Origin of the sequence: Bacillus sp. ISL-78, from assembly GCF_018613455.1 — a bacterium.
In the GTDB taxonomy this organism is placed as follows: domain Bacteria; phylum Bacillota; class Bacilli; order Bacillales; family DSM-1321; genus Peribacillus; species Peribacillus frigoritolerans.
In genome coordinates, this window is sequence record NZ_JAGGQC010000012.1 from 1 (window position 1) to 26,004 (window position 26,004).

Consider the following 26,004-nt stretch of genomic DNA (forward strand, 5'->3'; position numbering starts at 1 on the left):
CCCATATATTTCCATATGATGTACATTCTCCACGCCGCCCCTGGAGGCTTTCCCTCCCATGTCTCAACGGGTCATTTGCCCTATCATTCCTTCGTCATGCCTATCCAAGGGGGTGGAGGCCAGTTATGCTAACCTGATGGGTCAGTGCCCTTATGTTGAAGAAATCTGGTACTCCGTACATATTTGAAATCCTACGAATAAGTCAACATTCGTAAAAAGAAAAAGTCTATGAAAATTAGTTTATGAAGGTTCTCTTCGAGAACCTAATAAAAAAATCCCCCTTTAAAACTACGCAACCAGTTCAGTAATAGGTTGAACTTTATCTGCACAATAAGTCTCGTTTCTGCGTGCTATTCCAACAAATATCCTGGCTAGCTTACCTACCAATTTCATAATCGATTTCATTTTCTTCATTTTTTTAACCTTAACATTATGGGAGTGAATAGCTCGAAATTCCGTGTTATTCATCACAAGGCTCATGGTGGCTAAGTAAAGGAAACGTCTTAGCCTGGATCGCCCTCTCTTAGAGATGACAATTTGACCTTTCCACTTACCAGAGCTTGCTTCAGCCAGATGCAACCCAGCGTGCCGCAGTAAAGAATTACCGTGTGAAAAACCACTTAGATCTCCTGCTTCACCTAATATTCCGGCTAAAGAAATTTCACTAATTCCCTTAATGGCAAGCAGCTTCTTGGCAAAAGGTATTTGTTTTAATACATCCTTAACCTCTTGTTCCACTCTTTCGAGTTGTAAGACTGCGAGATCATACTCCTCTAATAATTGTTCCAAATGAAATTTATACGCTTCAAGTGCTTGTCTTGTGCCGACAGATTTCTTAGCTAACTGAAGAAGTAATTGAGCTTTCTTTAATCCAGGCTGCCTCTTCATTATTGATTTCCATCCTGAAACAACATCATCAGGTTTCAGGGAACGCAGTTCCATTGGAGATGGAAATAAACGAAGTGTGGCGATTGCCCCTTTAGCAGTCATGTCTTTAAATACTTGCCTGAGTTCGGGAAAGACGATATCCACCCAACGGTTTAATTGATTAATCGTGCTAACGAGTCGTTTAACTACCACATCACGGTTAGACATAAGGACTCTAAGTATTTCAAATGATTCTGAAGTCTTCCTGACAAAGGCGTAGTAACCGTTCTTCACCATATCAGCGATGACCAGGGCATCTTTCTTATCACTTTTCGACTGAGTATTGTCACGGTTTTCTTTATTCCTTTTTACTAAGTGAGGGTTTACCGTTACTACCTCAATTCCTTGTTTAAACAGCCATTTTGAAAGATTAATCCAGTAATGGCCTGTAGGTTCCATTCCCACAATGGCTACCTCCAGTTTATTTAATCTTTGAAGCTTATCCATCCATTTTAATAAACTAGCAAATCCTTCTTCATTATTTTCAAATACAAGTGGATCTCCGACTACAATTCCACGGAAATTCACTGCTCTAGCCACATGTAATTGTTGAGCAATATCCACTCCAACAACAAGGTGTTTATCGGAAATTCTCTCTATTAGTTGATTTTGTTTATCTTGCATTTTAAACTTCATATTAGGGTTCCTCCTAAGGATCTGAGTTAGAGTGGTGTCTTACTCATATCTTACTGAGGAGCCCTATTTTTTTCAAAGCTGAAAAATAACGAACTACAGGAATGCTAACCTGCCCCTTTAGTTCATCAAAATCAACCTTTACCTTTTAACATAGCCTAAACTTTGATAATAATAAATAAGACCGCACATATTAGACATATCTAAAATGTGCGGTCCTTTTACTGTCAACTGTTTCACTTAACTAACCTAAATATAACAAATTGGCTATCCTTTTGTATGGTTTTTTATAGAGGATGACTCCTAATGGTAAACTTATAATCTTTACTTTTTCATCACCATGGCGTTTATTCTATAATGGACAGCTATCATTTTAAATATGAACAATAAATAAGGGACTTCCCCTTTGCGGGCAAGTCCCTTATTTTTATGAAGATCCTACTATTTTTTCGCCCCTCGGCTTTGTACTATTTGAATCCGGTTCTTTTGTGATGCCAATTTGATTGAATTTATCATCTATGGACAGTTTGTATGTCAATGATCCCGTGCCGGCTTCATCAGGCTTGAAAGTTCCTGCATTTCTCCGTTTTCCATCTTTCAGCAACCACACCTGATACACCTCGGACTCTTGAAGGCTAGGCAAATTCTTAATTTGCACGATTAACCTTCTTTCTTCACCTTGCTGCAAAATGTATGCAGCCCCGTCCGTATTCATATTTACAGCGGTCTTATCGGCAGGCTGCAAAGATAGCGACGTTTTAACCTCCATTGGCAGATTGATAGTTGCCAGTTCTTTTTTCAGTTGAATATTGGAATATAACAGCCCAAACGCTAAAACCAGTGCAGCCAGCAAGAGACCTGAAGTGACTGGTGTAAACTGCTTAAAGAAAAAACTACTCCAATTCTTTTCCTTTCTCACCGGGACTTCATCGTCAGTCTCAAAGACAAAATTCATGACCTCTGATTTCAGGGAAGAAGAAGGTTCCATTTCTTCGAAATCCCATTTCAATGAATTCCAGGCTTCTGTCATTTGTTCATACTCCCTAGTGCATTCAGAGCATTGCATTAAGTGTTCCGTGAATGCTTTTTTTTCTTTTTCTCCCAGTTCACCCGATAAAAATGAAAGCAGGTTAGCGCACTCTGTATTCATTTACAAACCACCTACTTCCAAATGCTTTTTCAACAATTTAAGCGATTGGTGAAGTCTGCTCTTGATGGTACCAACCGGTTCATTTTCAATTTTGGCAATTTCCGTTAACGAGTACCCTTTCCAATACAGTAAATCAATCAGCCTTTTTTGCGGCTTGCTTAACTTACTTTTTGCCTTGGCAATTTCACTGTGCAATAGCCCATTTTCTATATCATTATTAGGATCTTCTATGTCTATCGGATGACTCATGTCCATGTGTTTGTTATTCCGGATATGAACGCTGTCTTTACGGACATAATCCACACACACATTTCGTGTAACGGTCAAAAGCCAGCTGACAAAGTGCCCCTTTTCGGAATTGTAACTGCTTTTTGTGGTCCAGAGCTTTAAAAAGACCAACTGCACAATCTCCTTAGTTTTTTCAGCATTTCCATTTGTGAACTTAAAAATATAACCATAGATTAATTTAATATGCCGGTCATAAAGTTCTTCCAGAGCAGGACGATGCTTTTTCATGACTAATGCCATCAATTCCTTATCAAGTTTTTCTTTCAATCGCACCTGCAACTCCTCACAAGTAAATTTGGAAAAAAACGTGTAACAGGAACGACCATCACTGATCGCCCCTTTTTCTTATTTTGGAAAAATAGTCTTATCATTCACAATATACCAAACATTTTTCACACCTTCACCATTGACATCTCCCGCTGCCTTATCATTCGCAAAATAGTAGAGTGGAAATCCTTTGTACGTCACCTGCTCTTCCCCTGTATCTTCCCTTTGAATGGTTCCAAAGTCATTTTCCTCAAATCCTTTAGGGGCAGCAAAATCCCTTTCCATGAACGGCGGCCATTTTTTGAGACAATCACCCATGCAATTGCTTTTTCCTGATTTATCATTCTTGAAATAGTAAAGTGTCATTCCCTTGGAATCAGCCAGGTATTCGCCTAATGGTTCACTTTCCAATAATTTTAGGGTTACCGCTTTTTCATCGGCAGTACCACTAACAGCTTGATCCTTTTCGGGTGAATCCTTCGCTTCATTTCCACATGCCGCCAATACTAGGACCATCATAAAAACTGAAAATACCATCCACTTTTTCATATACTCTCACTCCTCATGAACTTTACTTCCATCCCCATTTTTGAAATACTTGATGGGATTTTTCCTTTTTAAGATAATCAATGAATTGTTTTGCCTTTTTCTTGTTATCACTCTTACGTGTTATGCTTATCGGGGTTCCTCTATAGAGCTTGTCTTCCTCAGGGAGCTGAACCAGGTCAGTCACATCCGCCAGACGGTAATGCCAGGATTCATAAGTAATCCAGGCGTCCAATTTAGAATTTGCCTTCCATAGATCGATAGCTTCTGCACTGGACTTCACTGAAATGTCAATATTCCTGCTAATTCCAGGGATCAATCCTTTTCTTCCAGCCAAATCTTCCCATAGCCCCAGTTGCCCGGCTCCATTAACATCTACAATCTTTACGCCCTTCTTCGTTAAATCCTCCAATGACTGGATATTCTTTGGGTTTCCTTTTCTAACCAGGATTCCAGCTGACCGTGCATACAATTCTGTACGGTTTTTTCCATCAAGGACCTCCGGATAATCATGCATGAATTCAGTCAGCATATATTCGGACCCTCCGTAAATGATATCTGCATCCCGTTTAGCTTGATCAATCCATTTTTCTTCGGGTCCCGCTGTTACTTCAACTTTTATCCCCGTTTCTTTGGTGAATCGTTCCGCCACTTCCTTGATAGGCCCAAGAGGGCCACCTGGACCGTAAACTTTTACGACATCGTTGACAGCATGCCCCCGATTCGAATCCAATTCCGGTGAAAATCCTATCAGTACTAGCATCAATGATATCCACCCGACAAAGATGACCTTTTTCAAGTCTTTCTTCTCTCCCTTCCAAAAAGCCTTTGTACTATAGATAACGGGACAAACTTCCAAACGGTTTGAAAAAAATTGTTAATTTTTTTAAACTTTTGCAAAGTACATCCGATGATTTCCAGTTTTCAACCCGCAGCAAAAAAACCATTCGGAAACGGAATGGTTTCAGACTGTGGACAAACTCCATAATAATTGAGTCTTTCTACATTTTATAAGTTTTTAAATTTGGCCGTTGATTGGAACGTAGGGCCCTCGGCGCCATTGCGTCTGCGGGTTCTCCCATGGAAGCGCTTTTCTAAGCAGGGGTCTCATACCTTTCAATCAACTTCGTTTTAACATTAAGATAGAGCACCTTTTAAAGCAAATATCAAAAACTCGGCAGAAAAGCTTAGCTTGATTTGCTTCCCTTTCTCTGTCTATTTCTTTTACTGATCATAGCAATTCCCAACAATATGAGAGGAATAATCGTTTGCATCAAAACGCCTTGAAAAGGGAAGGCGATGATATCATAGCGACTGACATCCATGGAGCTAGAATACGACCAAAAGCTGAATTCTACAATCAATATCCCTATTGGCCATACAACCGGACGGTAGTCGGAGAGATTCAGCCACTGCGCGGTACCTAAAGCAGCCGCATAATAAAAAACGGAAATTTTGACAAACGCCCCTACTATCCATATGGCCATGATGGCGGACTCCAAATGTTCAAAAAAGTCAGCCAAACTGATGTACCGGGATACATTCATCATGGGATAATTCTTGTTGGCGGTTGTTGATCCGAGTACAAAAAGAACGATAAGATTCACCACAACTAACGTCATCATCACCGCAAACACAGTCATCATCCCGGATTTCATTCCTTTTTTCATATCGGTTAAAAAAGGGAGGAGAAAAATCATCAGAAAAAACTCGCTGAACCATCCACCCGGTACAATCGAACCCTTGATTGGAGGCATAATTCCATTCCCCAATATCGGAAATATATTCTTAAATTCAAGATCTGCGCCCAGTAGGATGATTAAGAGGAGGATTGGAAAGATAAAAACAGGAACAAACAATTGGGCAGCTCTTCCCAACACTTCTATCCCTCCTCGTACGATAAAGGCACAGAGGAGTACCATCGATGCCATGATCACGCTAATCGGGGTTTTGACCAGAAAAGAGTCGACAATAAATTCCCCATAACTTCTTAGGATTTGCCCTGTGATCGGGATATAAAAAAACAAGAATAAAAAACCGAGAATTTTTCCCGGAATCCGACCAATGATCTGTTCACTAAATTGGATAACGGTTTGTTTCGGATAAAGTTTGTGCAGTTTATAAGCAATATATACCGTCGCATACCCAATGAGGGATGCCAAAATGGGGGAAAGCCATAAATCAGTTTTGGCATATTTGGCTGTGATGCTTGGAACCCCGAGAACAGCCGTAGCCACAATAGTCGGATACATCAAGAATGCCATTTGTAAAGCTGAAATTTTACCTTTCTCCATCATCTTCCTCCTTTCCGTAATAGTATGGAAATTCGAAATCACGCAACCCACTGATAGATTTACTTTTTCATAAACCCCTTAAACGGTTAAAAAAGAAATGAAATCCATTCAGTTGGTCCTGCCCTTTGCGCGAGTCCGAACATAGATTGCACCTTATCGATAAACGCCAAGTCAGCCGTTTTCGGTTCCTTTACGATTTCTTTTCCTTACAACAGCAATCACCAACAATAAGATAGGAATGATCGTTTGCATCAAAATTCCTTGTAAAGGGAAGACGTTGATATCATTACGGCTAACATCTATCGAGTTAGGCAACGACCAAAGACTGAATACAACAATCAAAATCCCTACCGGCCATACAACGGGCCGATAGTCGGAGAGATTCAGCCACTGCGCTGTACCCAAGGCAGATACATAATAAAACACGGAAATTTTAACAAACGCTCCCACTATCCATACCGCCATGACGGCGGACTCCACATGTTCAAAAAAGTCGGCAAAACTGATGTATCGAGATGCATTCATCAGGGGATAAAGCTTTGTGGATGTTGTTGACCCAAGTACAAAAAGAACCATGAGATTAACCACAATTAACGTCATCATCACGGCAAACACAGTCATCATCCCGGATTTCATCCCTTTTTTCATATCCACTAAAAAAGGAAGGAGAAAAATGATCAGGAAAAACTCGCTAAACCATCCCCCCGGTACAATCGCACCCTTGATTGGAGGCATCATTCCATCCGCCAATATCGGGAATATATTCTTGACTTCAAGATCAGGAATCAGCAAAAGGATTACGATAATGATTGGAAAAATGAAAACCGGTAAAAACAATTCGGCAGCTCTTCCCAACACCTCAATCCCACCGCGTACGATAAATGCACAGAGAAGAGCCATCGATGCCATGATCACACCAATCGGGGTACGTACCAGAAAAGAGGTGATAACAAATTCTGCGTAGCCTCTAAGGATTAGCCCCGCGTTCTGGATATAAAAAAACAAGAATAAAAAACCAAGAATTTTCCCCGGAATCCGACCAATGATCTGTTCACTGAATTGGATCACCGTTTGTTTTGGATAAAGTTTGTGCAGTTTATAAGCAATATACACCGTCAGATACCCTATCAGCGCAGCAAAAATGGGGGACAGCCATAAATCAGTTTTGGCATATTTGGCGGTGATGCTGGGAACCCCGAGAATAGCCGTTGCCACAATCGCCGGATACAACATGAATGCCATCTGCAGAGATGAAATTTTCCCTTTCTCCATCTGCTTCCTCCTTTCTTAATAGAATGAAATTAATCCCGCAACACCCACTAATAGACTCACTTTTCCATAAACTCTCCAAATGGCCTAAAAAGAGTTTCCACCCATTGAGTGGGTCCTGACATCTGTGGGAGATTGAACATGGATAGAACCAAGCCAGTGAGGAGCAGTGTAAGAAATGCCACTTTATCTTTTTTAGGATTTTGTTTCATTTTTGGCCATTCAAACAAAATGATTAAAGCTACGATCACGGTTGTACAAATAAAAGCCCCCCATCTCACTTGTCCTTCACCTCTTTCTCAGACAATGCCGCCGGTTTGTTTATATAGCCCTGTCTTCGAATATGGGCCGCAACATCAACTTCCACTTCCATTTCCGCGAATATCTCATCCCAGTGGTTATTTACCTTATTAAACTGTTTAGGGTATTTCCGATAGAAATCTTTACCCAATCCTAAAATGTCCGCTTTCTTATCCTGAGTATGCAGAAAAGCCATCTCGATGCGTTTTTTTATATCTTTTTGATATGCTCGTTCTGCAGCTTTTAGAGACTTAGGATTTGAAAGGTTCAAATTCGTTCCATTTTGTATAACCGCTCCATCTGTATTTATTTTCACTAATAACTTCCATTTTTCATTGATAATTTGCGGAATGATCTTGACTTTGGCTGACACTGGACTTAAAGATATCTTCCCTTTCATCCCTTTGGGTTGGAAGGTCACGGTGTATGATTCCACTTCATCCCTTAACCACAATAGCCCTCTAGTTTCCTTTTCAGTCATCGTCCCAGTCATTTTATCTTTTTTGAACACGGCTGTCCCGACAATGTAAGGAATTCCCTGTAATTTCGTTTGCCCTTTCGCTGGCGGCAATATTTTAACGATTGGAATTGCGGCCGCTTGAGGCCTACCGGTTAACATTTCATCTAAATCCTGCATTGTGACCAGCATCCCAATATGTAAATCAGATAGTTCTCTAAGCACTTCCCCTGAATAGTTTTCCAGGGGTGGCAAAGATTCAAGGATAGGCTTTGCATCCCCTTTGCTGACATAAATATTTGCTTTCTCTCTCGGCTGCGGATGGCGCAGCAAAAAATCAAGTTGCTCTTGAATTCCTTTTTTCGCTAACTTTTCACCGAATACAAATACTTTACAATGTCCCCAAAATATTTTTCGCGGAAGCTTGCTTTGAAGCTTAGACAATGCATCTGAAATATTGGCGCCTTTTTCATGTCTCACCATTGTCGTAACCCCACTCCCCCCTTGACTGCCCCCTCCTTGACCGCCTCCACTGGTAATTGAACTTGGAATAAAGACTTGGACAGATAGTTCGACTTGATCATTATCGTTCTTATCGATGGCGGCTGCTGTGACAATCGCCAAATCAGTGATTTCTATTCGATCCCAACAACCGCTTAAAAAAGGGGTCGTTCCACAAATAACGAGCAAAAGAAGGACGCTTTTCATGAAATGACGCCTCTTTCCTTTCTCCAATATCCTTTTTCGCCTCCAGCCATTATTCACTCCTCTTCACTCCCCCTTTTTGGATTTGGACTCTGTTCCGGGGCTTGACGGTATGCATTAGATTCCCCTGTGAGGCGCGGGCGTGAATCCATCCTCCACCAAGGGGCTCTCCACAGCACATCTTTCAGCTCTTTACCTTTTAACGGTGCCAGTGGCGCTAAGTATGGAACGCCAAAGGAACGTAAGCTGCATAAGTGAATGACTATGGCGATGATCCCCATCATGATGCCAAGCAGTCCTAAGGTACCGGCAAGCAGCATCATCGGGAAACGCAGCATCCGGAAAGCAATTCCGGCAATATAGCGAGGCATCATAAAAGAAGCGATTCCCGTAATTGCAACGACAATGACCATTGGCGCTGAAACCAACCCCGCTTGTACGGAAGCTTGACCAATGACCAGCGCTCCAACAATGCTGACGGCGGAACCTACCTGCTTCGGCAAGCGAACCCCTGCCTCCCTTAGTGCTTCAAATGTAATTTCCATAGCCAATGCCTCTACTATTGCAGGAAAAGGGACCGATTCCCGGGATGCTGCTACGCTTAGCAGGAGTGCGGTCGGGACCGCCTCTTGATGGAATGTCAAAATAGCAACATAAAGTGATGGAAGCAAAAGAGATAATCCCATAAAAAAATATCGTAACCAACGGATAAAAGTGCCTGCCATAAAACGTTGAGCATAATCCTCTTGTGATTGAATCAAAGAAAAGAAGGATATTGGTGCAATTAATGTAAAAGGGGTTCCTTCAACAAGAATGACAGCCCGTCCCTCCAGCAAGCTGGCACAGGCTACATCCGGCCGTTCTGTCGACATGATCTGAGGGAAAGGTGAAAACGGATTGTCCTCGATCATTTCCTCGATGTACTCGCTTTCTAAAATTCCGTCTATTTTAATTCGTTCCAACCGAGTTGTAATCTCTTCAATCAGTGTTTTATCCGCAAGGCCATCAATATAAGCAATTGAAACATTCGTCCTGGTAAGAGTTCCAATCTTCATTGATTGTATTTTAAGGGCAGGGCTTTTAATAATACGTCGCAATTGGGACGTATTTACTTCCAGAGATTCAATAAACCCCTCTCGTGACCCCCTAACTCCTCCTTCTGCCACAGGTTCTTCAATCGCCCGCTTTTCCCATTTGGACAATCCTAGAGAAAATCCATCGCTTTCCCCTTCATATAGAAGGATCGGGTTTCCAGAGGAAATCGATTCAATGCAATCCGCCAACATATTCACTTTAACCACTTTAGGAACGGGCATTTTATGTTCAATATACTCATTTAATGGTTGTGGTTCTTTTGATGACTCCTGCATGAGTGGAGATAGCACATATTGCTCTATTGCCTCGATGTCTGAGAGTCCCGCAATGTAAATGAGCATCGCCCGCGTCTTTCCGAAAAGTAAGAACGAGCGGAACATGACATCCGAGCAATTATCATAAACAGAACGAAGTGTTTCTACATTTTGATTGAAATTCACATCAAGTGAATCTGAAGGCTTGGAATCCAGGTAATCATTTTGCATCTGGGATTTTTTTTCTTTCTTTTTTCTTAACAATTTGCCCACATTACGAATCAAGATGAATACCCCCATTTTTTTGCAGGTCGCTCTAACTCCATTTTTCTATGTTTCTTCATTAAGGGTATTTTATACAGGAAATCCTGTTTCCGGCATGAACTAATTTTCATGGAAAAGCTATGTCATAAGTTGATTTTGAATAAACCGTAAACTCTTGTGATATCCTGTTTGTAATTAATGACTAAGGGGTATATCAAAAACCGAGGCTATATACTAGTCGAAAACACTGTCTATGGCTAAGTATTGTTTTTTGAATAAGCTACACAGGACCATAAAGTAGGGGTTACTTTTAAAAGGATGGATTTTGCTTTTTAAAAACCTCTGTTTTTTTATACATTGCATGGGCAATCAGACTAAAACATTAGAAGATAAGGGAGATTCTATGTCATTCTTAATCACATTGCTCGGATTATTGGTGTCCACAATAATCGCTACAATATTAAATGCTATATGGCCTCGTATCCCACTTCCGATATATCAAATATCCATGGGAGCAGTGTTCTCATTATTACCATTTCAATTATCATTTGATTTTCATTCAGAATTATTTATGATCTGTGTCATAGCTCCGCTGCTTTTTACAGAAGGAAAAAATACGTCTCGTAAAGAAATGCTTGAATTGCGTAAGCCTATTCTGTTATTAGCCTTTGGGTTAGTATTTGTAACAGTTTTTGCAGGAGGTTTTTTCATCCACTGGTTAATACCTGATATGCCGATGGCTGTGGCTTTTGCTTTAGCCGCAACAATTACCCCTACGGATGCGGTAGCGGTACAATCGATTACAAAAGGTTTGAAATTGCCTGGAAACATGATGCCCATCCTTGAGGGTGAATCACTTTTCAATGATGCTGCCGGAATCGTCGCTTTTAAAGTTGCCCTGGCTGCCGCCTTAACTGGAATGTTTTCTATAAAAGATGCCTCGCTTAATTTTATATTTGTAGCTTTAGGCGGTATCTTTATAGGGGTCCTATTGGGCTATATAATCGTTAAATTACGATTATATTTACGGATTCATGGACTTGAAGAAATCCCAATGTCTATTGTCATTGAACTAATTACGCCTTTTGCCATCTATATGGCAGCTGAAGAATTCCATGTCTCCGGAATCTTGGCAGTTGTTGCTGCAGGTGTAATTCATGGCATCGAGCGGGATCGCCTTCAGAGTTCCACGACTAAATTGCAAATAGTATCCTCTAATACATGGTCTGTATTAGGTTATGTTTTGAATGGACTTGTATTTGCTTTGTTAGGATTTATGTTGCCGAGTGTTTATCAGGAAATTGAGTCCAACTTAAATAGGGGCATTCTTTTTGGGATAAGTGTCTTGATCGTTCTTTTATTATTGTTGATCCGTTTTATTTGGGTATACATTCTCCATGATACTTTTACGAAAAACAGAGTGAATCCATTAGAGCAATTCATCATGTCCAGGGTTCATCCAGAAGATAGCAATGACACCGATGAGGAGAATGTTTCAAGATCCCGATTTGCATTTTTGACATCCGTTTGCGGCATTCATGGAACCATTACATTAGCTACAGCTTTATCGATACCATATTTCATGCGGGATGACACTTTATTCCCGATGCGTAATACAGTCTTGTTTATCGCAGCTTGCGTTATATTGTTAAGCGTCACCTTGGCTACGGTTCTCTTGCCATTGCTGGTAAAGACACCGATTGAATTCAAAGATGAGCGGCTAACCTCTGAGGAGGCTTATAAAATTGTTTTAAATAAAACGATCAATCAGCTGAGCAAAGAAGCAACCATCGAGAATCAGAAAGCGGTCCATCAAGTAATGGAAGATTTAAATGAACAACTGATTGATTTGGAACGGGGGATCACGAACAGACCCGATAATCGGACAATACGCGATTTAGTGGAGCTAGGAGCCAATAAAGAATTGGAAGTCGTTTCTGGATTAGTCGAAAAAGGGACTATATCTGAAACAGCCTTTGAACTATATAAAGTGTATCTTTCAAGAACCTCGAATTATATGCAAAAATCCTCCCTAAAAAGGGCTTGGATCAATTTGCAGGCGATTCTTTTCAAAAAAAAGATCAATGTCAAATGGGATAAGAAATGGGAAGCGAAATTAGAGGACTCCATCGTTAAAAATGCGGACCTGATCCGGGAGTTTCGTAAAGCCCAAAAAGAGGCTTCAAAGGAAGCCATTTTATTGCTCAAACAACAAACTGCACCTGAAAACCGTCATGAAGTGATGCTTGTCATTCAAAGATATAATCGTTATTTGAATCCATTCGGAACATTAACTGAAAAAGAAGCACATCGCTTTGAAGAGATGGTAAGTCAATTTCAGTTGAATGCGATGCAAATCGAACGTGATATCATTCAACAAATGGTTGAAGATGAGCAAATATCCATACAAACAGCAACTGAGATTAGACAAAACTTAATCTACGATGAAATAATAATGATACAAAAATGATTAGTGTTGAGAGACTCCGATGCAACAGGAAGCGGTGTCTCTTTATTTGCATTTAAAGCAAGGATGAATTCCTCAGGAAAATTGAAATGAAAAGACCGTAGATTGAGCAGGTACAAGGGCTTCGTCAAATTCAGAAGATTCATGACATATGTTCCCATTATTCTTTATGGCCCTCACAATGGAGTTAAATAACTGTTTTGCGGCTTTTACAATTGAACCTAAAACAGTTAATACAAGTATCATTTTAAGCTGCCTGGTCAATACAACGAACTCTTCCTTGAATACAACATTCATCGTACATAACAAAGGAAAAAGGCATATTCGTTTCTGTGTTTCACGAGTATTCCCTCCAAACTCACGAGTAAAAGCATCACTCACGAGTATTCCCTCCAAATTCACGAGTAAAAACATCAAACTCACGAGTATTCCCTCCAAATTCACGAGTAAAAACATCAAACTCACGAGTATTCTCTCCAAACTCTCGAATATCGCTCCAAACTCACCAGTAAAAGCCGCATGCACCCTTCCAATTAACTCTGATTCCATCAATCCTCTGTGTCGATCCTTCTCAATCCCTTCTTTTATGAATTCCTTCATTCATTATTTTCACTTGGAAGCGAAAGTAGAGATAGAAAGCGGTCCAAATGATCATATAGAATGGTATGAAAATCCCATTTCCTATAGCAAATCCTTTTAAGCTGAACGGAATCCAACCAACAAAGAAAGATAATAGGATGTAAAAAATGCTGACAGTAAGGAAGTGCAGAATGGTTTGAGATAACAAACTTCATTTTTCATTTTCAAAGAAGATTGTTGCCGTGCTTAAGAACCAGCCACATAATATGCAGCCTACGCGTTTTTTACAAATATTCCACTGTCTAATGCCCCCCAAAGGCGACCACTCCAAAACACGTCAGCACCATCACGAGTGCCCCAAAGCAAATCCCAACAAAGCTACGGAATAATAGTGTTTTCATCATAATCCCTTCCTTTTTCCATTGAAATGCTTTCTTGATCCCTTTGATCATAGTACTGGGAAACATATTCTTTTTCCCCTGATCGGAAGTACACACATAAGGTCCCGCTGAAAGATGCCTCAAATCTGCTTAACTCATCTTAGTGGGCGATCACTGACTTGGACAATCGCCCGAATTGTTACCTGGAAGGCCCCTTTCCAGTTCATATAACATTTCTATCATTTCGAAAATCCCCTGTTTCGTCCGCACCATTATGGAATCTTGCTCTGTGAACAAACAGATGATTTCTTCTGCCCGGAAAACATGCTGCATTTCTCCTTTTCTGCCGACAAAATACGGTCTTTTCCTCTCCTTCAAGCGCTCCATCATTTCCTGCACTTCCTCATTCCTTTCATGATTGCGGATAAGCACCTCTATCGACTTGATCTCCTTATCTATCTCTACGTTTATTTTCATCCATGCAACCTCCCTTTGCTTATAATGTAAGTATATTAATATCTTACTATTTCGCTTGTAATTCCAGCTGCATGCCCCTTTATTACGATAACATGCTTGAAATGGATACTCAGATACACTAAATAACCGTCCAAATAATTGGACGGCCGATAGAAAAATTTAATTCCGATTTCGAATGCGTTTACATTAATTAAGATCACTCTTTGCTTGTAAAAGTACTTGGCATCACCACAGCGATTACCTCTCCACGGGCGCAAAGTTTATCGAGTGCAAATACTTCTGTTTCGATTCTCCATTTCTTAGGATGAATTTCATGAATCGTCCCAACGGCCATTAATGGCACATCATTTGGGGTTGGCTTCACGAACTCCACATTCAGTGACGCAGTCACGAACCTCGGTGGTTCCACTCCATCTCCAACTTCATGACCGTTTTTACGGTGTAAAGCCAATGCAGCGGAACCTGTTCCGTGACAATCAATTAATGAGGCAATCAAGCCGCCATAAACAAATCCTGGAATTGCGATATGCTCTGGGCGTGGTGTATAAATTGTCCGTGTTTGCTCGTCATGCCAACCCGTTCGAAAATGATGACCATCTTTGTTCAAGCGACCGCATCCATAACACCATGCAAATGCATCTGGATAATCATCTTGAATCGCTTTTAGCACTTTCTCCTTCATCATCACTCCTCCTTTTTCAGAATATTATAACACTATTAAAGGATAAGGGGTCTATTTGGATACATGCCGAAAGGTTAGTTTTTTGAAATTCCATGAATCTTAATTGAGCTTACTACCAAGTTTTAATTTTCATAGAATAGTAACCTGACGAGCTTTAACACACATAAAATGTTTGCAAGAATACCTGCCCCTTTACTCGATATAATTGACAAAGGCCCCTGTGCAGCAGCATCAGGAGCTTTACTTTGACTAATATAGAGTTAAGAAGTGTCTAACATTCTATTGCTTATTAAAAGTTAAGCCTTTTTCTTAAATCCCAATACTTGAATGTCATTTTACCCATTTTCGACTTCGAAAGTGAATCATATTTACGTCCAAGTGCTTGGTTTTGTTTTTCTAGCTTAGTAATTTGTTTCAGTTGAACTGTGTTCATTTTTTTTAATTGCTTTACTTCTTTTGCTAATTCTTTATTTTTCCCTTTCATATCATATTTCTCTTTATCAACAATTGCCCGTTCTTTTATTGAAATCTCCACATCTTTTGGTTTTAATTTAGGATTGCCAAAGGTTTCAGTTTCAAATCCTATCGTTTTTAAATAGGGGATGTTATTTTGAAAATTCAGTTCAAAGTTTCCATACCTTTTATGGATGTGGAGAAATGTATAGCATCCAGCTTTTTCTGCTGAAATGATTTGACCATACCCAGACAGTTTAAAGAGTTTTTCGACTCGTTTTATTTCTTCAGGTATGTTTTTGACAATATAGGTGAAAACTTCGTCAACCTTAAACTCCGCAGGCAGTATTTTCACTTTTTTTAATGATGTATGCCTGATCAGTTCATCAAAGTCATCTTCATCAATATAAAACATATTCGCACTTTCATTCACATAATCAGTAATGCGCTTGCTCCATAATGGTCCTTGCAGTTTTTTTATAGCTTCCGAAAATAAAAACTTCCTGCTAACTTGATACATTCGTCGTGCCGCAAACTCATATATATCCTTATTACATAATGCTAATTTGACAGCGTCACGGAAATCCTTCTCTGTAACAGCATATAACGGGTAATCTTCGCCAAAAAGCTTCATATGCATTTTGGTTGGATTCATTATTACAGCCTTCCTTAAAATCCCATACTCCAATAGCTTTGTAGACAGTTCCAGACTGCTGTCCATTTCCTCACTTCTCCAGGTTATCCCAATATCACTATTCACGATTAATTGTTGGGCCTTCTCCCTTGTCAAAGCACCGTACCATGTAAGCCCATCCGTATTTTTAAGGAGGTATGCAGCTTCTTCCTTAAACTGAGAATCACCTTTAACCCATTTGAATTTATCCCCCGCCACATCAAGTGATAGATTCGGGATCTCACGTTTTAATTCTTTAAAAGCAGTAATAATGGGAATGGTCTTCCAATCCGGGTCGAATTTCCCTGTATATACAAGTTTGTTTTTTAACCGGGTCTGCCCTTCCGCTGATTCAACGTTTGGTATCATCGGGGTAAGCAGGGAAACTTTGTTTTTTTCTTTATTCAAATTAAGGATCTCAATGACAAATTCGCACATCTCTTCTGTTTGACATAAGAAATACGCACACTGATCATATATATTTTTGATGCTCTCGAATTTTTCTTCATTAACATCCTGACCTATGTGAGTCAATCCTGTAGCATAAACTAATGTATTCTTTATGATTTGCTTATGCTTTGCGATTTTTTCAACAGTCTCAATGCTTCTAACAAATAGCCAATCATAGTCATTTTGACTCCAATAATGAGAAATGAGCATTTCAGCTACATCGAAATCAATGACACCTTTTTTTACCCATTCATCACCTGCGGCATTAAAAAAAGGATCGACAAAAGGATTGAGAATGGTTATATTATCAAATTTCTCAAGTGGCTGAATTAAGATATCACGTTTGACCGGGCTAGCTAAAAGTAAATCAACTTCGATGTTGGAGTCTAACGCAATGGTCGATGCTAAGGAAGATAAAAATACTGCAGATCCATCCATTGAATTCATGTCAATAAAGCCAAATAGAAGTACCTTCATTTTTCTGTTTTCAACTAGTTCATGTGAATTCAAAGTTTTCACTCCAATGACTGAATTCTGATATATTTTTATTTCTTTATTTGTTCTTTAATAGATGATTTAAGCGCAAGATATTTTAATGTGAATTTCCCTGCATATGTAACGTTGAATTTATGTTCTAACAACTTAAGTCTTCGTATTTCTTTGTTAAGCTGAATATTTTCCTTTTGGGCCATCTTACTTTTTTCTAATTCTTCTCGCAGCCTATTATTTTCATTTGTAACTTTCTCAATGGTTTTTTGTTTTTCCATGCCATTGCTCTCAATGAGCTCCAATGTCATGGACATCATGTCTTTCATTTGTAATTCGAGTTCCTCATACATCGTTTTCCAATATTCGTTTCGTTCGTCCATATTGAAAAAACTCCCCTCCATTAACCTTGGATGATCTCCAATTCTCTTTTTATAACAACATCTACCGCGCATTTTTCTCGAATCGACTGAGAAGCTTGTTTTGACACTCTTAAAAATACGTCCGAGTTGTAATATAAGCGCTCTATTGCATCCGCAATATCGATAGGAGACTCAGGTTTTGTCAGAAGGCCAGATACGTCATGTTTAACGAATTCCGGGATTGCCGTAATATCTGTTGAAATCGGCACTAGTCCGCTCGACATTGCCTCACACATGGAAACCCCTTGAGAATCCAAACGGGTCGGGCAAAGGAAAATTCCATACTCCTTATGTAATGCAGCGATTTTCTCCTGAGATAGGAAACCTTTATGAATCGTTACATTCTCAAAATCCCTGATTGGCTCAACGGTTTTATCGAACAATTTTCCATCGCCATAAAATGCAAATTCCAACTTATCGAAGTATGGTCTCTTCGATAGTTCCAGCACTGCTTTAACCGATAGGTCATTGGCGTATTTTCGTGAAGCGTATGGCCTGATTGAAAGGACTTTTGTCCGCATTTCAGCTGGCTTTTCAAAAAAGGTAAACAGATTGTCATCTATGACATTAGGAATGATTACTGAATTTTTCGATTCTGCTCTTGCATCACATTCCGCTATATGCTCTTTGAACCATTTGGAAATATGAACAAAGGTTGTATCCAATTCATTCGTTTGATAAAACCAATTCATAAAAGAAAGCTGTTCTACATAATAGTCTTCCGACATTTCAAGTATCTTCCTCAAGCTTTCAGGGCTTTCAAGAAAATTAAACCATCTCCTATGCCATGCCTCCGTTTCAAATCCATGTATCCAGGTGATAATCGGTAAATCTGTGTTCGTTTCTTTTATCGCTTGTATCATTTTTGGATTAACAAAATGAATGAGCGCTTTTTTATGTACTTTATGATTTAAGAAAATGCGCAAATGCTGTTCAGTTCCTCGATAAACAGGCACATCTTCATACGTATACTTTTCTGCTTTTTTATAGGCAGGATGCAAAACAAAGACATCGACCTTCAAACCCTCATCTAGATAAGCCTTGACTCTTCTGTGGATAAACCCATTCCGATATAGCTGATCTTCATGTGGATAAGCATTCGTAATGATCACATATCTATCTTTTTCACTAAATGTAAGCTCATATAGATTTATAGATTCCTCCATTTTTGTTCACTCCTACTATTCAGTCATCTTCAATCAGCCTGCTACTCATCTGTAAATGAAGGATTTTTAGAAGACCCTTTTCCAATCACTTTTAAAACCGTCAATCGATTATAACAAACATGTATTACTGAATATTGACATCAATATGAGAATTCTGTAAATATAAGTAAAGTTTTCATGAACTTTTATATGTTTTTGTAAAGTTTAAGTATGTATAAACAAGCAAAGTAAAGAAGGACGATCCAGTTACCGGAATCGCCCTTTTATATATTTCCCAAAAGCTTAGACTTGATTTTTTTATATCCATAATGGGGTTATTGGTTTAGTTACCAGTCTGTTGACTTTTCTCTACACTCCAGAATTATTCAAGCATGTTTTTGTAAGAATAGAATAGAATCGAAAAAAGACCAATTTGCTGAAAAGAGTGATATAGATGGAAGTAATTACCTTTAAAGCATGTGCAATCACTAATGAAATCGATTTGAACAAAATCGCCATTCATTGCGGCATCCCCAAAAAATTCACCTGGGAAGAGCCTTTAATTCTTAAAGGCGATATTCTGCGTTCCATCCTTAATAAAAATGTGGACGAATCGCAGCAGGTGCTGGTTTTTTCCTTTGGCAGCATCGTCTTCATCAATTACTCGCACGCGGATGAGATCAAGGCATTTTCCTCCTTTATCCATTCATTCGAGCCGGACATTGATCTCGTCAATGTAGATAGATATACGGATGATTACAGCCTTCACTTCAGTGAAACTGAAAACATCAATTTGACAGACGAATATGTAGTTGTTCCTAAATATGAATTTTTCTACCCTGAATTAATTTCCACCATTCTCGCAAAATCGGTGGCACTTGAAAAGACTGAGGAGCAACTAGGAAAAATCCACGACAAGCTTGAAGCCATGATTGACCGACTGGAAAAAGGCAAGCTCAGAATCGGTAATAAGGAACTAGCGAGGACGACGGCAAAAATCGTACGTCACGAGTACAATACCCTGGCATATATCATGATTCTGGATAAACCTGATATTACATGGACAAGCAGCATTGCCGGCGAATTTTATGATAGAATGCTTGAATTTTTTGAATTGAATGATCGGTATAAAATCCTGAAAAGTAAAACTGAAATTTTATATAACATTATGGATGGGTTTTCTAACATCAGCCATTCGATCAGGGGACTATTCGTTGAATGGATCATTGTAATTCTAATTGTCTTTGAGATTCTTCTGACGATTTTAGAAATTGTTGGATGGATTCCATGAATTCTTAATCAAATCGTAAGGAATACTTTCCAAAAAAATAAGCATCTTTTTGATGCTTATTTTGCGTTTAACCACTTCATCATATTTAAGCTGACTGTATACTAATTACATGCTTTTTCCTATCGGGTCGAAGCATTCCGGATGTTAGCTATATTCCCCTTAATCCAAAGCAAAGTGGAAAATGAATTCCTCCCCTTCTTCCCCATTAAATCTGTATCCTTTGTCAATGAATCCAGCTTTTTTATATAAATTTATCGCTGGGACATTTGAATGATGCACCGTTAGAATAATCTCATCTTTTTCTGGATGACTTAGTTTGATCATATCAGGCAGCACTTTTAACGTCTTAAAAGCTAGCCCTTTTTTTTGATGGCGCAAATCCAAGGAGAATGATTTAAGAAGGATCGCATTCTCATTACTTGTATATTGATTTCCCGCTTTATCCGTATATAAGGCAAAACAACCAATCAAATCCTCATCTAAATAAATGACCATGGGGAGGTTATATTTATCCTTTCTGAAGTCTTCGATAACTTTTAAAGGTAAAGAAGTATAGATTGCTTGTTCTATAGGTAAACAATAATTGCTCAGCTCCTCCAGGTCAGTTTCCATAATAAAAGGTCTAATAATTAATCCAGCCATCATACTTGCACCCCATTTTCACATTCTGATAAAGCCATATTAACAGAAACTAAAGTTTTGCACTCCACTGTAAAGTAATTTTCAAGTAGGGAAACTCCTTCAGTTTGTAACAAAAGGGGATTCGGAATGCTCTCATCCCGAACCATGATTTTTAAAACAAGACTAGATTATCATTGATGTTTTTTTACTGTAAGCCTCATAGGATTGAAGAGATTTGCGACACTCCTGCCGAATAACTGGCTAGCCGAGACCCCACAGGCGCTTGTGCCTAGGAGGCTTGGCAGACAGTCGGTGGAAAGGGATCGGATTTCCAAAAGGGGGTATGTGTAATGATTTCCACTCCAGGCACTCGCTTTCCGCGGGCGGTCCGGGAGCCTCCTCGGCGCTCGCCTGCGGGGTCTCCCTGGCCACGCTTTTCCCGCAGGAGTCTCGTACCTTCCGTTCCAATCAACTGGAATTTTATAAAAGAAATATTGTAGGGAAACTGGCTCTTTTTCAATTCGTCTACAGTCTGGCTGTTTCATCAATTTTTTGGTTTGAACTCATGATGTTAAATCATTTAGACGCTGATAATTCGCTTTCGGTTACCCATTTATGGTTCTTCACTTTTTCTCCACCCGTAGTCGGTGTGAAATCGACCATATAAACAGTCGTTTTTTCGGCAGATTCAACTTCAGCGACTGCCCCGTTCATCCCTTCCATATGAGAAGCATTTACTGTGACCTCCGCTCCGGGTTCATACGTCACTTCACCTGCATCTTTGATTTCTTCGTGAATGATCCATTTATGATTTTCCACTTTTTCTCCACCGGTTGCAGGCGTATACGAAATTGCATAAGCAGTCGTATCAAAGGCACCCACTATTGTTGCTTCCGCCCCTTTCATGCTATCCATATGACCTGATTCGATAATCGCTTGACTTCCAACTTCATAAGTTGGATTTTCTGCCGCTTTTAATCCCTCCGGAATATCACCCGAGCTAGAATGATCCATGTCCATTTCACTATGTTCCTTATGTTCATTTTCTTCCTTCTCTTCTTTGCTTTTATTATCGCTGTTGGAACATGCTCCAAGGACTAAAAACACGGCTGCAAATAGGGATAAGATGGTAGGCAATTTTGTTCTTTTTTTCATATTGAATACAACCTCCTTTATGATTACACCCATCTTACCAATTAAATATGCAGAAAATATGGAGTACACTCGTGACTGAATTTAACCTGATGGCGTTCTGGATAAAAGTGAACAGCCATCGAGCGTGGTTTAACGAGGAAAAAGAATGGTTTAGTGATAGCGGTTATTTGAGGTATTCAATCCTGCCGGGTGCTTGGAAATCAAGCAAGAAGGACTTGGTCAAAAGTCCTTCCTCTGTCTAGTCTTCTAAAGTTGATTGTTCGATTTTTTGCATGATATGTGAAAGGTTCATGGAGGCATGTTTTTTATAATCCCTGCCTATGGATTTGAATAACCCTTTCGCTATACCTATTAACATGATTTTCGTATGTCCATCCGAAATAATGGACTTATTAGGGAAACTTGATTCAGCATGCGCACCGCCAATTTTATTAGCTGTTTCCTTAATAAAATCAATGACTTTAATTTCCTGGGTTTTTCCTTCGATATCGATTTTATAGATAATTTGATTTCTCCAAAGCTTTAGCTCAATCCTTTGTTTAGTATAATCGAAGAATTCTTCCGTAATATGATCATGATCATTGCTCATTTGATTGGAGTCTTTAATGGGATACAATTTCGGGTTAGGATTGATTTTCTTTATTAATGATTGGTCAATTGTGACCTTTTCCCGCTTTATGCGCGTATTTTTCGTTTCACATAGAATCAGCCTTAACTGTCCGGCAATTATATTGTTGAATTCTTGTAATCCAAAGAATTCAACAAGCATTACACTATATTCCAAAATGGTGATGGCTTCATCGAATTTTCGTTTAGCAGCTGCATTCGATCTAGTAAAAACCAATCGGTTCTTCTTCTCCATATCCTTCTCACCCCACTGAATTCGAATCTATTGAATAAATAGTAAAACATCCATAATGGATGTTTTAGACGTAGACAAATTCGTAGAAAGCCAGTTTGCCTACAGTTTTCAAGTGTTCTCAGAAATTCGCTCCTTTTCCGCCAAAAAGCATCCAGCGGGTTCTCTACCAGCCAACTATTCGGCAGGAGTGTCGCAAATTAATATTGTAATAGTTTTCTAAGTCTTGCATATCAATGACATTCTATGGAATGACCATTCTATTCATAAAAATCTGTCGAGGATGGACAATCTTTCGATAAGGATGCCTTTGATATTCAGATTTTTTTCCATTATCTATCGAAGTGCTGTTTCATTAACTCTTTAAATCGTTTTCCATCAATTTCTTCTTTCGTCACTTTTCCATTTTCCCACTGTGTAAAGGAAGTATCGGTTAAAGTGATGTTCCCGCTGTTTGTCAAACGGGTGATTAATGGATGCTTATTGAATGGCGATTGGGGATTTTCCCTGATGATCGTTTGGACCTCATTAAGTTCCGCTACATTTCCCACGGGTTGTGAAGAATCGAAAGCATAGCCTATTCTCCAATCGCGATCTTTATGTTTCAGTTTTAATTCAAGGATATGATCTCCATGATCGGTACTTTCTTTTTTTATCCTGAATTCGCCATTTCGGGAAACGACCGTTTTTCCGTTCAACGGAACTGGTTTTAAAGGCAGATTCCCGCCAAAACCCGTATCGATCAAATAGGTTTGGCTATCATGGTTCAATAGAATGGTGACATGTGTCCTTCCTATGGTCATCCACCCCTGATTATAGATGACACCACGAACCAAAGATACATCAAAGTCATTTTCCAACAAGAAAAAATAAAGGGCTGAATTCAATTCATAGCATAATCCCCCCTCATTCCTCACGAGGACTTTGTTCATGATATTCGCTTTATCGATATCACTCAGATGGGATGCCATGATTGATAAGTTTTCAAAAGGAATGGTTTTTGCTGTCTTATCCAGGATTTCGTCTAATTTCTCAAATGTCAGTTTCACATCTTCCTGGAGCCCTATTCTTTTCCTGAATAATGCATTCAGTTCATTCATTAAGATTCCCCCTTAGTCAGATACCGGCGAAGCGTATCTTGACTATGTATATATTCATTATACTTTGTCCATATTTCTTCCTTCAATCAATCTGCCATCAGCTCCACCTTTTCCTCATCACCCTGAAAAGAGGTCGCCCAATCATGTCTTAATCCTGGGCAACCTCCCTCATTCATGCCCTAAGGCAGTTTTTCTTTAATCATTCATTTACCTGTAAGATGATTTTACCTACATTCTTATTCGCTTCCATATGTTCATGTGCCCTTTGTACCTCTTCAAAAGGGAAGACATGGTCCACGATTGCCTTGATTTCATTTTTGCGGAACAATGGCATTGCCTTTTTAACGAATTCTTCCGTTAACTCTTTTTTATATTCATCACTCCGAGGAGTTAGTAAAGTGCCTTTTAATTGAACTCTTTTTAAGAGAAGTTCCATCAGGTTCACCTTCTCGACTACAGTTCCGCCTAGAATGCCAATCAGCACCCATCGTCCATCAGTTTTTATGCTTTTAAGGTTTTTCTCCCAGTAAGAAGCACCGATGAAATCAAGGATGACATCCACTCCTTGATTATTTGTAGCTTTCAGGATTTCCTCATCAAAAGATTGTTCTTTATAGTTGATACAGATATTCGCTCCTAGTGAGTGACAGAAATCCAATTTTCCCTTTGAGCCGGCTGTAGTGATGATTTTCGCTTTTGTCAGTTTTTTTACCAGTTGTATAGCTGCTGTGCCTACACCGCTTCCGCCAGCATGAATCAATACCGTTTCTTGATCCGTCAATTCACCTAACCAAAACAAGGTTTGGTACGCAGTCAAGAATACTTCAGGAATCGCTGCCGCTTCTTCAAATGACAGGTTATCCGGAATCTTCATTGCACGATCAGCCGGCATCAAGGCATATTGAGCATAACCGCCGCCGTTTACAAGGCCCATCACCCTCGTCCCCGTTTGTATATTTGCACCTTCCCCGGTTTCCACTACTTCCCCAGAAACTTCAATCCCCAAAATTGGATTGGCCATATAACCGGATTTCCCTTCCCGGGAAACAATATCCGTTCTATTTATCGCAGAAGCTTTCACCTTTATCAATATTTCCCCTTTACCGGGCACAGGCTTTGAAAAATCTTTAAATAATAATTGTTCTGCACCACCCGGTTCTTTGACCACTACTGCTTTCATTTGCCCCACTCCTTACCATTAAATTAGTGATGATCCATTTAAAATGGTTTGTCTTGAAGATGCAAACTATCCTACTCCAAAAAATATCCACAAGCAAATAATTTGGTTTTGGCAAACAAGATAGAATTAAAAAAGCCCATGTCCCTTTCTGGGCCATCGAGCTTTTTTGAAAAGTTTATATTACCTTTTATTAAGCGATTGACTTCTATCCAGGTCATGATGCAATTGTGCTGCCGGAACCTTAGGGTTAGGAATCTGTCCTTTTGCAACTGGTTCAGCTACATAAACAAAATCTCCCGTACCATCCGGGGCGCTTCCTGTTGCCCACAGGCCGTCTGCCGATTCATTACCTTCCGACAAGTTCCAGAATTCGTACGCTTCCGGTTGAGATTCCATTTCCGCTTCCGGCGGGAATGATGCGGGAACAACCACGCCATTTTTTTCTTCAAGTTCTGCAATGGCCGCCATCCATTGATATTGGTGGTAACGATCACGCGCTAACATTTTACGGAAGGTAGCACGTACCCCTTCATCTTTGGTCATATGATATAAACGGGCCACTTGAAGGCGTCCTTGGCTTTCAGCATGCAGATTCGATCGCATGTCCGCTAATAAATTTCCGCTGGCTACGATATAAGATCCGTTCCAAGGCACCCCATTCGAGTTGGTTGGCAGTCCGCCAAGACCGCTTACGAGCAAATGCTGGGGATTGATACCACCCATGATCGCTGCTGTCGCAGGATCTTTTGCGGCTTCTGCTTGATCTTCCGGAGAAGCGCCATCAAGCAATTGACTAATGAGTGAACAAAGCATCTCTACATGTCCGATTTCCTCTGTACCGATATCCATCAGCATATCTTTGTATTTTTCTTCTCCACGGCAGTTAAATCCCTGAAAAAGGTATTGCATCATGACAGTCATTTCCCCAAACTGTCCACCTAGCACTTCCTGAATTTGACGGGCAAGCATCGGATCTGGTCGATCTACCTTAACTTCAAATTGCAATTCTTTTTGATGGCGAAACATATTAACTCCTCCTTTTTTTATATGATGTACGGTTTTTTATTACCCGCCTGTCCATGCTTAAAACCTTAATCCAGTTATAATAAAAAATAATTAGAAAAAATTTACATAT

The 26,004-nt window shown here is 39.6% G+C and carries 25 protein-coding genes; 2 read left to right on the plus strand and 23 right to left on the minus strand.

Annotated features, from left to right (window positions below; all coding sequences use genetic code 11):
• Window positions 1-288: 288 nt before the first annotated feature.
• The 9 genes from J7I96_RS13565 to J7I96_RS13605 all read right to left on the minus strand — a co-directional run bounded on the left by J7I96_RS13565 (window position 289) and on the right by J7I96_RS13605 (window position 10,416).
• A complete protein-coding gene (locus tag J7I96_RS13565; protein WP_214926303.1) occupies window positions 289-1,563 on the minus strand; it encodes an IS110 family RNA-guided transposase in 1,275 nt (424 codons plus the stop codon).
• A gap of 424 nt (window positions 1,564-1,987) precedes the next feature.
• Window positions 1,988-2,710 carry an anti-sigma factor gene (locus J7I96_RS13570; protein WP_214925976.1) on the minus strand — a complete coding sequence of 241 codons (723 nt, stop codon included), beginning with the start codon at window positions 2,708-2,710 and terminating at the stop codon, window positions 1,988-1,990.
• On the minus strand, window positions 2,711-3,265 hold the full coding sequence (locus tag J7I96_RS13575) for an RNA polymerase sigma factor (protein WP_214774926.1): 555 nt from the start codon (window positions 3,263-3,265) through the stop codon (window positions 2,711-2,713). It abuts the gene before it with no gap.
• A gap of 78 nt (window positions 3,266-3,343) precedes the next feature.
• Entirely contained in the window at window positions 3,344-3,814 is a 471-nt protein-coding gene (locus tag J7I96_RS13580) for a COG4315 family predicted lipoprotein (RefSeq protein ID WP_214925979.1), read from the minus strand.
• Between the two features lie 22 nt (window positions 3,815-3,836).
• On the minus strand, window positions 3,837-4,574 hold the full coding sequence (locus J7I96_RS13585) for an extracellular solute-binding protein (RefSeq protein ID WP_396020105.1): 738 nt from the start codon (window positions 4,572-4,574) through the stop codon (window positions 3,837-3,839).
• A 424-nt stretch (window positions 4,575-4,998) separates the two neighbouring features.
• Window positions 4,999-6,105 carry a GerAB/ArcD/ProY family transporter gene (locus tag J7I96_RS13590; RefSeq protein WP_096340298.1) on the minus strand — a complete coding sequence of 369 codons (1,107 nt, stop codon included), beginning with the start codon at window positions 6,103-6,105 and terminating at the stop codon, window positions 4,999-5,001.
• A gap of 171 nt (window positions 6,106-6,276) precedes the next feature.
• Entirely contained in the window at window positions 6,277-7,377 is a 1,101-nt protein-coding gene (locus J7I96_RS13595; protein WP_214925988.1) for a GerAB/ArcD/ProY family transporter, read from the minus strand.
• Between the two features lie 274 nt (window positions 7,378-7,651).
• Window positions 7,652-8,839 carry a Ger(x)C family spore germination protein gene (locus tag J7I96_RS13600; protein ID WP_215048084.1) on the minus strand — a complete coding sequence of 396 codons (1,188 nt, stop codon included), beginning with the start codon at window positions 8,837-8,839 and terminating at the stop codon, window positions 7,652-7,654.
• A gap of 53 nt (window positions 8,840-8,892) precedes the next feature.
• Window positions 8,893-10,416: a spore germination protein gene (locus J7I96_RS13605; protein ID WP_214926083.1), complete on the minus strand. Its 1,524-nt coding sequence runs from the start codon at window positions 10,414-10,416 to the stop codon at window positions 8,893-8,895.
• A gap of 436 nt (window positions 10,417-10,852) precedes the next feature.
• Between J7I96_RS13605 and J7I96_RS13610 the strand changes: the two genes are divergently transcribed.
• Window positions 10,853-12,919, plus strand: coding sequence for a Na+/H+ antiporter (locus tag J7I96_RS13610; protein WP_214925997.1), 2,067 nt, complete (start codon window positions 10,853-10,855; stop codon window positions 12,917-12,919).
• 72 nt (window positions 12,920-12,991) lie between these two features.
• On the opposite strand, the gene J7I96_RS13615 is transcribed toward J7I96_RS13610, so the two are convergent.
• From J7I96_RS13615 to J7I96_RS13650, 8 genes are all read right to left on the minus strand, one after another.
• The gene (locus J7I96_RS13615) at window positions 12,992-13,516 is read right to left on the minus strand and encodes a hypothetical protein (protein WP_214925999.1); all 525 of its coding nucleotides are present in this window, start codon (window positions 13,514-13,516) and stop codon (window positions 12,992-12,994) included.
• Window positions 13,488-13,703 (minus strand): DUF3021 family protein, encoded by a 216-nt coding sequence (locus tag J7I96_RS28850; RefSeq protein ID WP_214926002.1) that lies wholly within the window; start codon window positions 13,701-13,703, stop codon window positions 13,488-13,490. Before J7I96_RS28850 ends, J7I96_RS13615 begins: the two co-directional genes overlap by 29 nt.
• 94 nt (window positions 13,704-13,797) lie before the next feature.
• Window positions 13,798-13,962, minus strand: a complete 165-nt coding sequence (locus tag J7I96_RS13625; RefSeq protein WP_214774945.1) for a hypothetical protein — start codon at window positions 13,960-13,962, stop codon at window positions 13,798-13,800.
• 84 nt (window positions 13,963-14,046) lie between these two features.
• Entirely contained in the window at window positions 14,047-14,352 is a 306-nt protein-coding gene (locus tag J7I96_RS13630; protein WP_214926006.1) for a hypothetical protein, read from the minus strand.
• A 196-nt stretch (window positions 14,353-14,548) separates the two neighbouring features.
• Window positions 14,549-15,034 (minus strand): PaaI family thioesterase, encoded by a 486-nt coding sequence (locus tag J7I96_RS13635; protein WP_214774949.1) that lies wholly within the window; start codon window positions 15,032-15,034, stop codon window positions 14,549-14,551.
• 289 nt (window positions 15,035-15,323) lie between these two features.
• A complete protein-coding gene (locus tag J7I96_RS13640; protein WP_214926015.1) occupies window positions 15,324-17,120 on the minus strand; it encodes a glycosyltransferase family protein in 1,797 nt (598 codons plus the stop codon).
• Window positions 17,121-17,155: 35 nt separating this feature from the next.
• Window positions 17,156-17,479 carry a hypothetical protein gene (locus J7I96_RS13645; RefSeq protein ID WP_214926017.1) on the minus strand — a complete coding sequence of 108 codons (324 nt, stop codon included), beginning with the start codon at window positions 17,477-17,479 and terminating at the stop codon, window positions 17,156-17,158.
• 20 nt (window positions 17,480-17,499) lie between these two features.
• On the minus strand, window positions 17,500-18,684 hold the full coding sequence (locus J7I96_RS13650; protein WP_214774953.1) for a glycosyltransferase family 4 protein: 1,185 nt from the start codon (window positions 18,682-18,684) through the stop codon (window positions 17,500-17,502).
• A gap of 433 nt (window positions 18,685-19,117) precedes the next feature.
• On the opposite strand from J7I96_RS13650, the gene J7I96_RS13655 reads away from it, so the two are divergent.
• Window positions 19,118-19,954 carry an RMD1 family protein gene (locus tag J7I96_RS13655; protein ID WP_214774955.1) on the plus strand — a complete coding sequence of 279 codons (837 nt, stop codon included), beginning with the start codon at window positions 19,118-19,120 and terminating at the stop codon, window positions 19,952-19,954.
• 159 nt (window positions 19,955-20,113) lie between these two features.
• Here J7I96_RS13655 and J7I96_RS13660 read toward each other — a convergent pair whose 3' ends face one another.
• From J7I96_RS13660 to J7I96_RS13685, 6 genes are all read right to left on the minus strand, one after another.
• Window positions 20,114-20,599, minus strand: coding sequence for a GNAT family N-acetyltransferase (locus tag J7I96_RS13660; RefSeq protein ID WP_251029171.1), 486 nt, complete (start codon window positions 20,597-20,599; stop codon window positions 20,114-20,116).
• A gap of 552 nt (window positions 20,600-21,151) precedes the next feature.
• Complete coding sequence (locus J7I96_RS13665) at window positions 21,152-21,730, minus strand: YdhK family protein (RefSeq protein WP_214774959.1); 579 nt, start codon at window positions 21,728-21,730, stop codon at window positions 21,152-21,154.
• 238 nt (window positions 21,731-21,968) lie between these two features.
• Window positions 21,969-22,592 carry a hypothetical protein gene (locus tag J7I96_RS13670; protein WP_214926019.1) on the minus strand — a complete coding sequence of 208 codons (624 nt, stop codon included), beginning with the start codon at window positions 22,590-22,592 and terminating at the stop codon, window positions 21,969-21,971.
• Window positions 22,593-22,921: 329 nt separating this feature from the next.
• Window positions 22,922-23,689 (minus strand): arylamine N-acetyltransferase family protein, encoded by a 768-nt coding sequence (locus J7I96_RS13675; protein ID WP_214926022.1) that lies wholly within the window; start codon window positions 23,687-23,689, stop codon window positions 22,922-22,924.
• A 199-nt stretch (window positions 23,690-23,888) separates the two neighbouring features.
• Window positions 23,889-24,869, minus strand: a complete 981-nt coding sequence (locus J7I96_RS13680; protein ID WP_214926024.1) for an NAD(P)H-quinone oxidoreductase — start codon at window positions 24,867-24,869, stop codon at window positions 23,889-23,891.
• A 180-nt stretch (window positions 24,870-25,049) separates the two neighbouring features.
• On the minus strand, window positions 25,050-25,895 hold the full coding sequence (locus tag J7I96_RS13685; RefSeq protein ID WP_034305265.1) for a manganese catalase: 846 nt from the start codon (window positions 25,893-25,895) through the stop codon (window positions 25,050-25,052).
• Window positions 25,896-26,004: the final 109 nt, after the last annotated feature.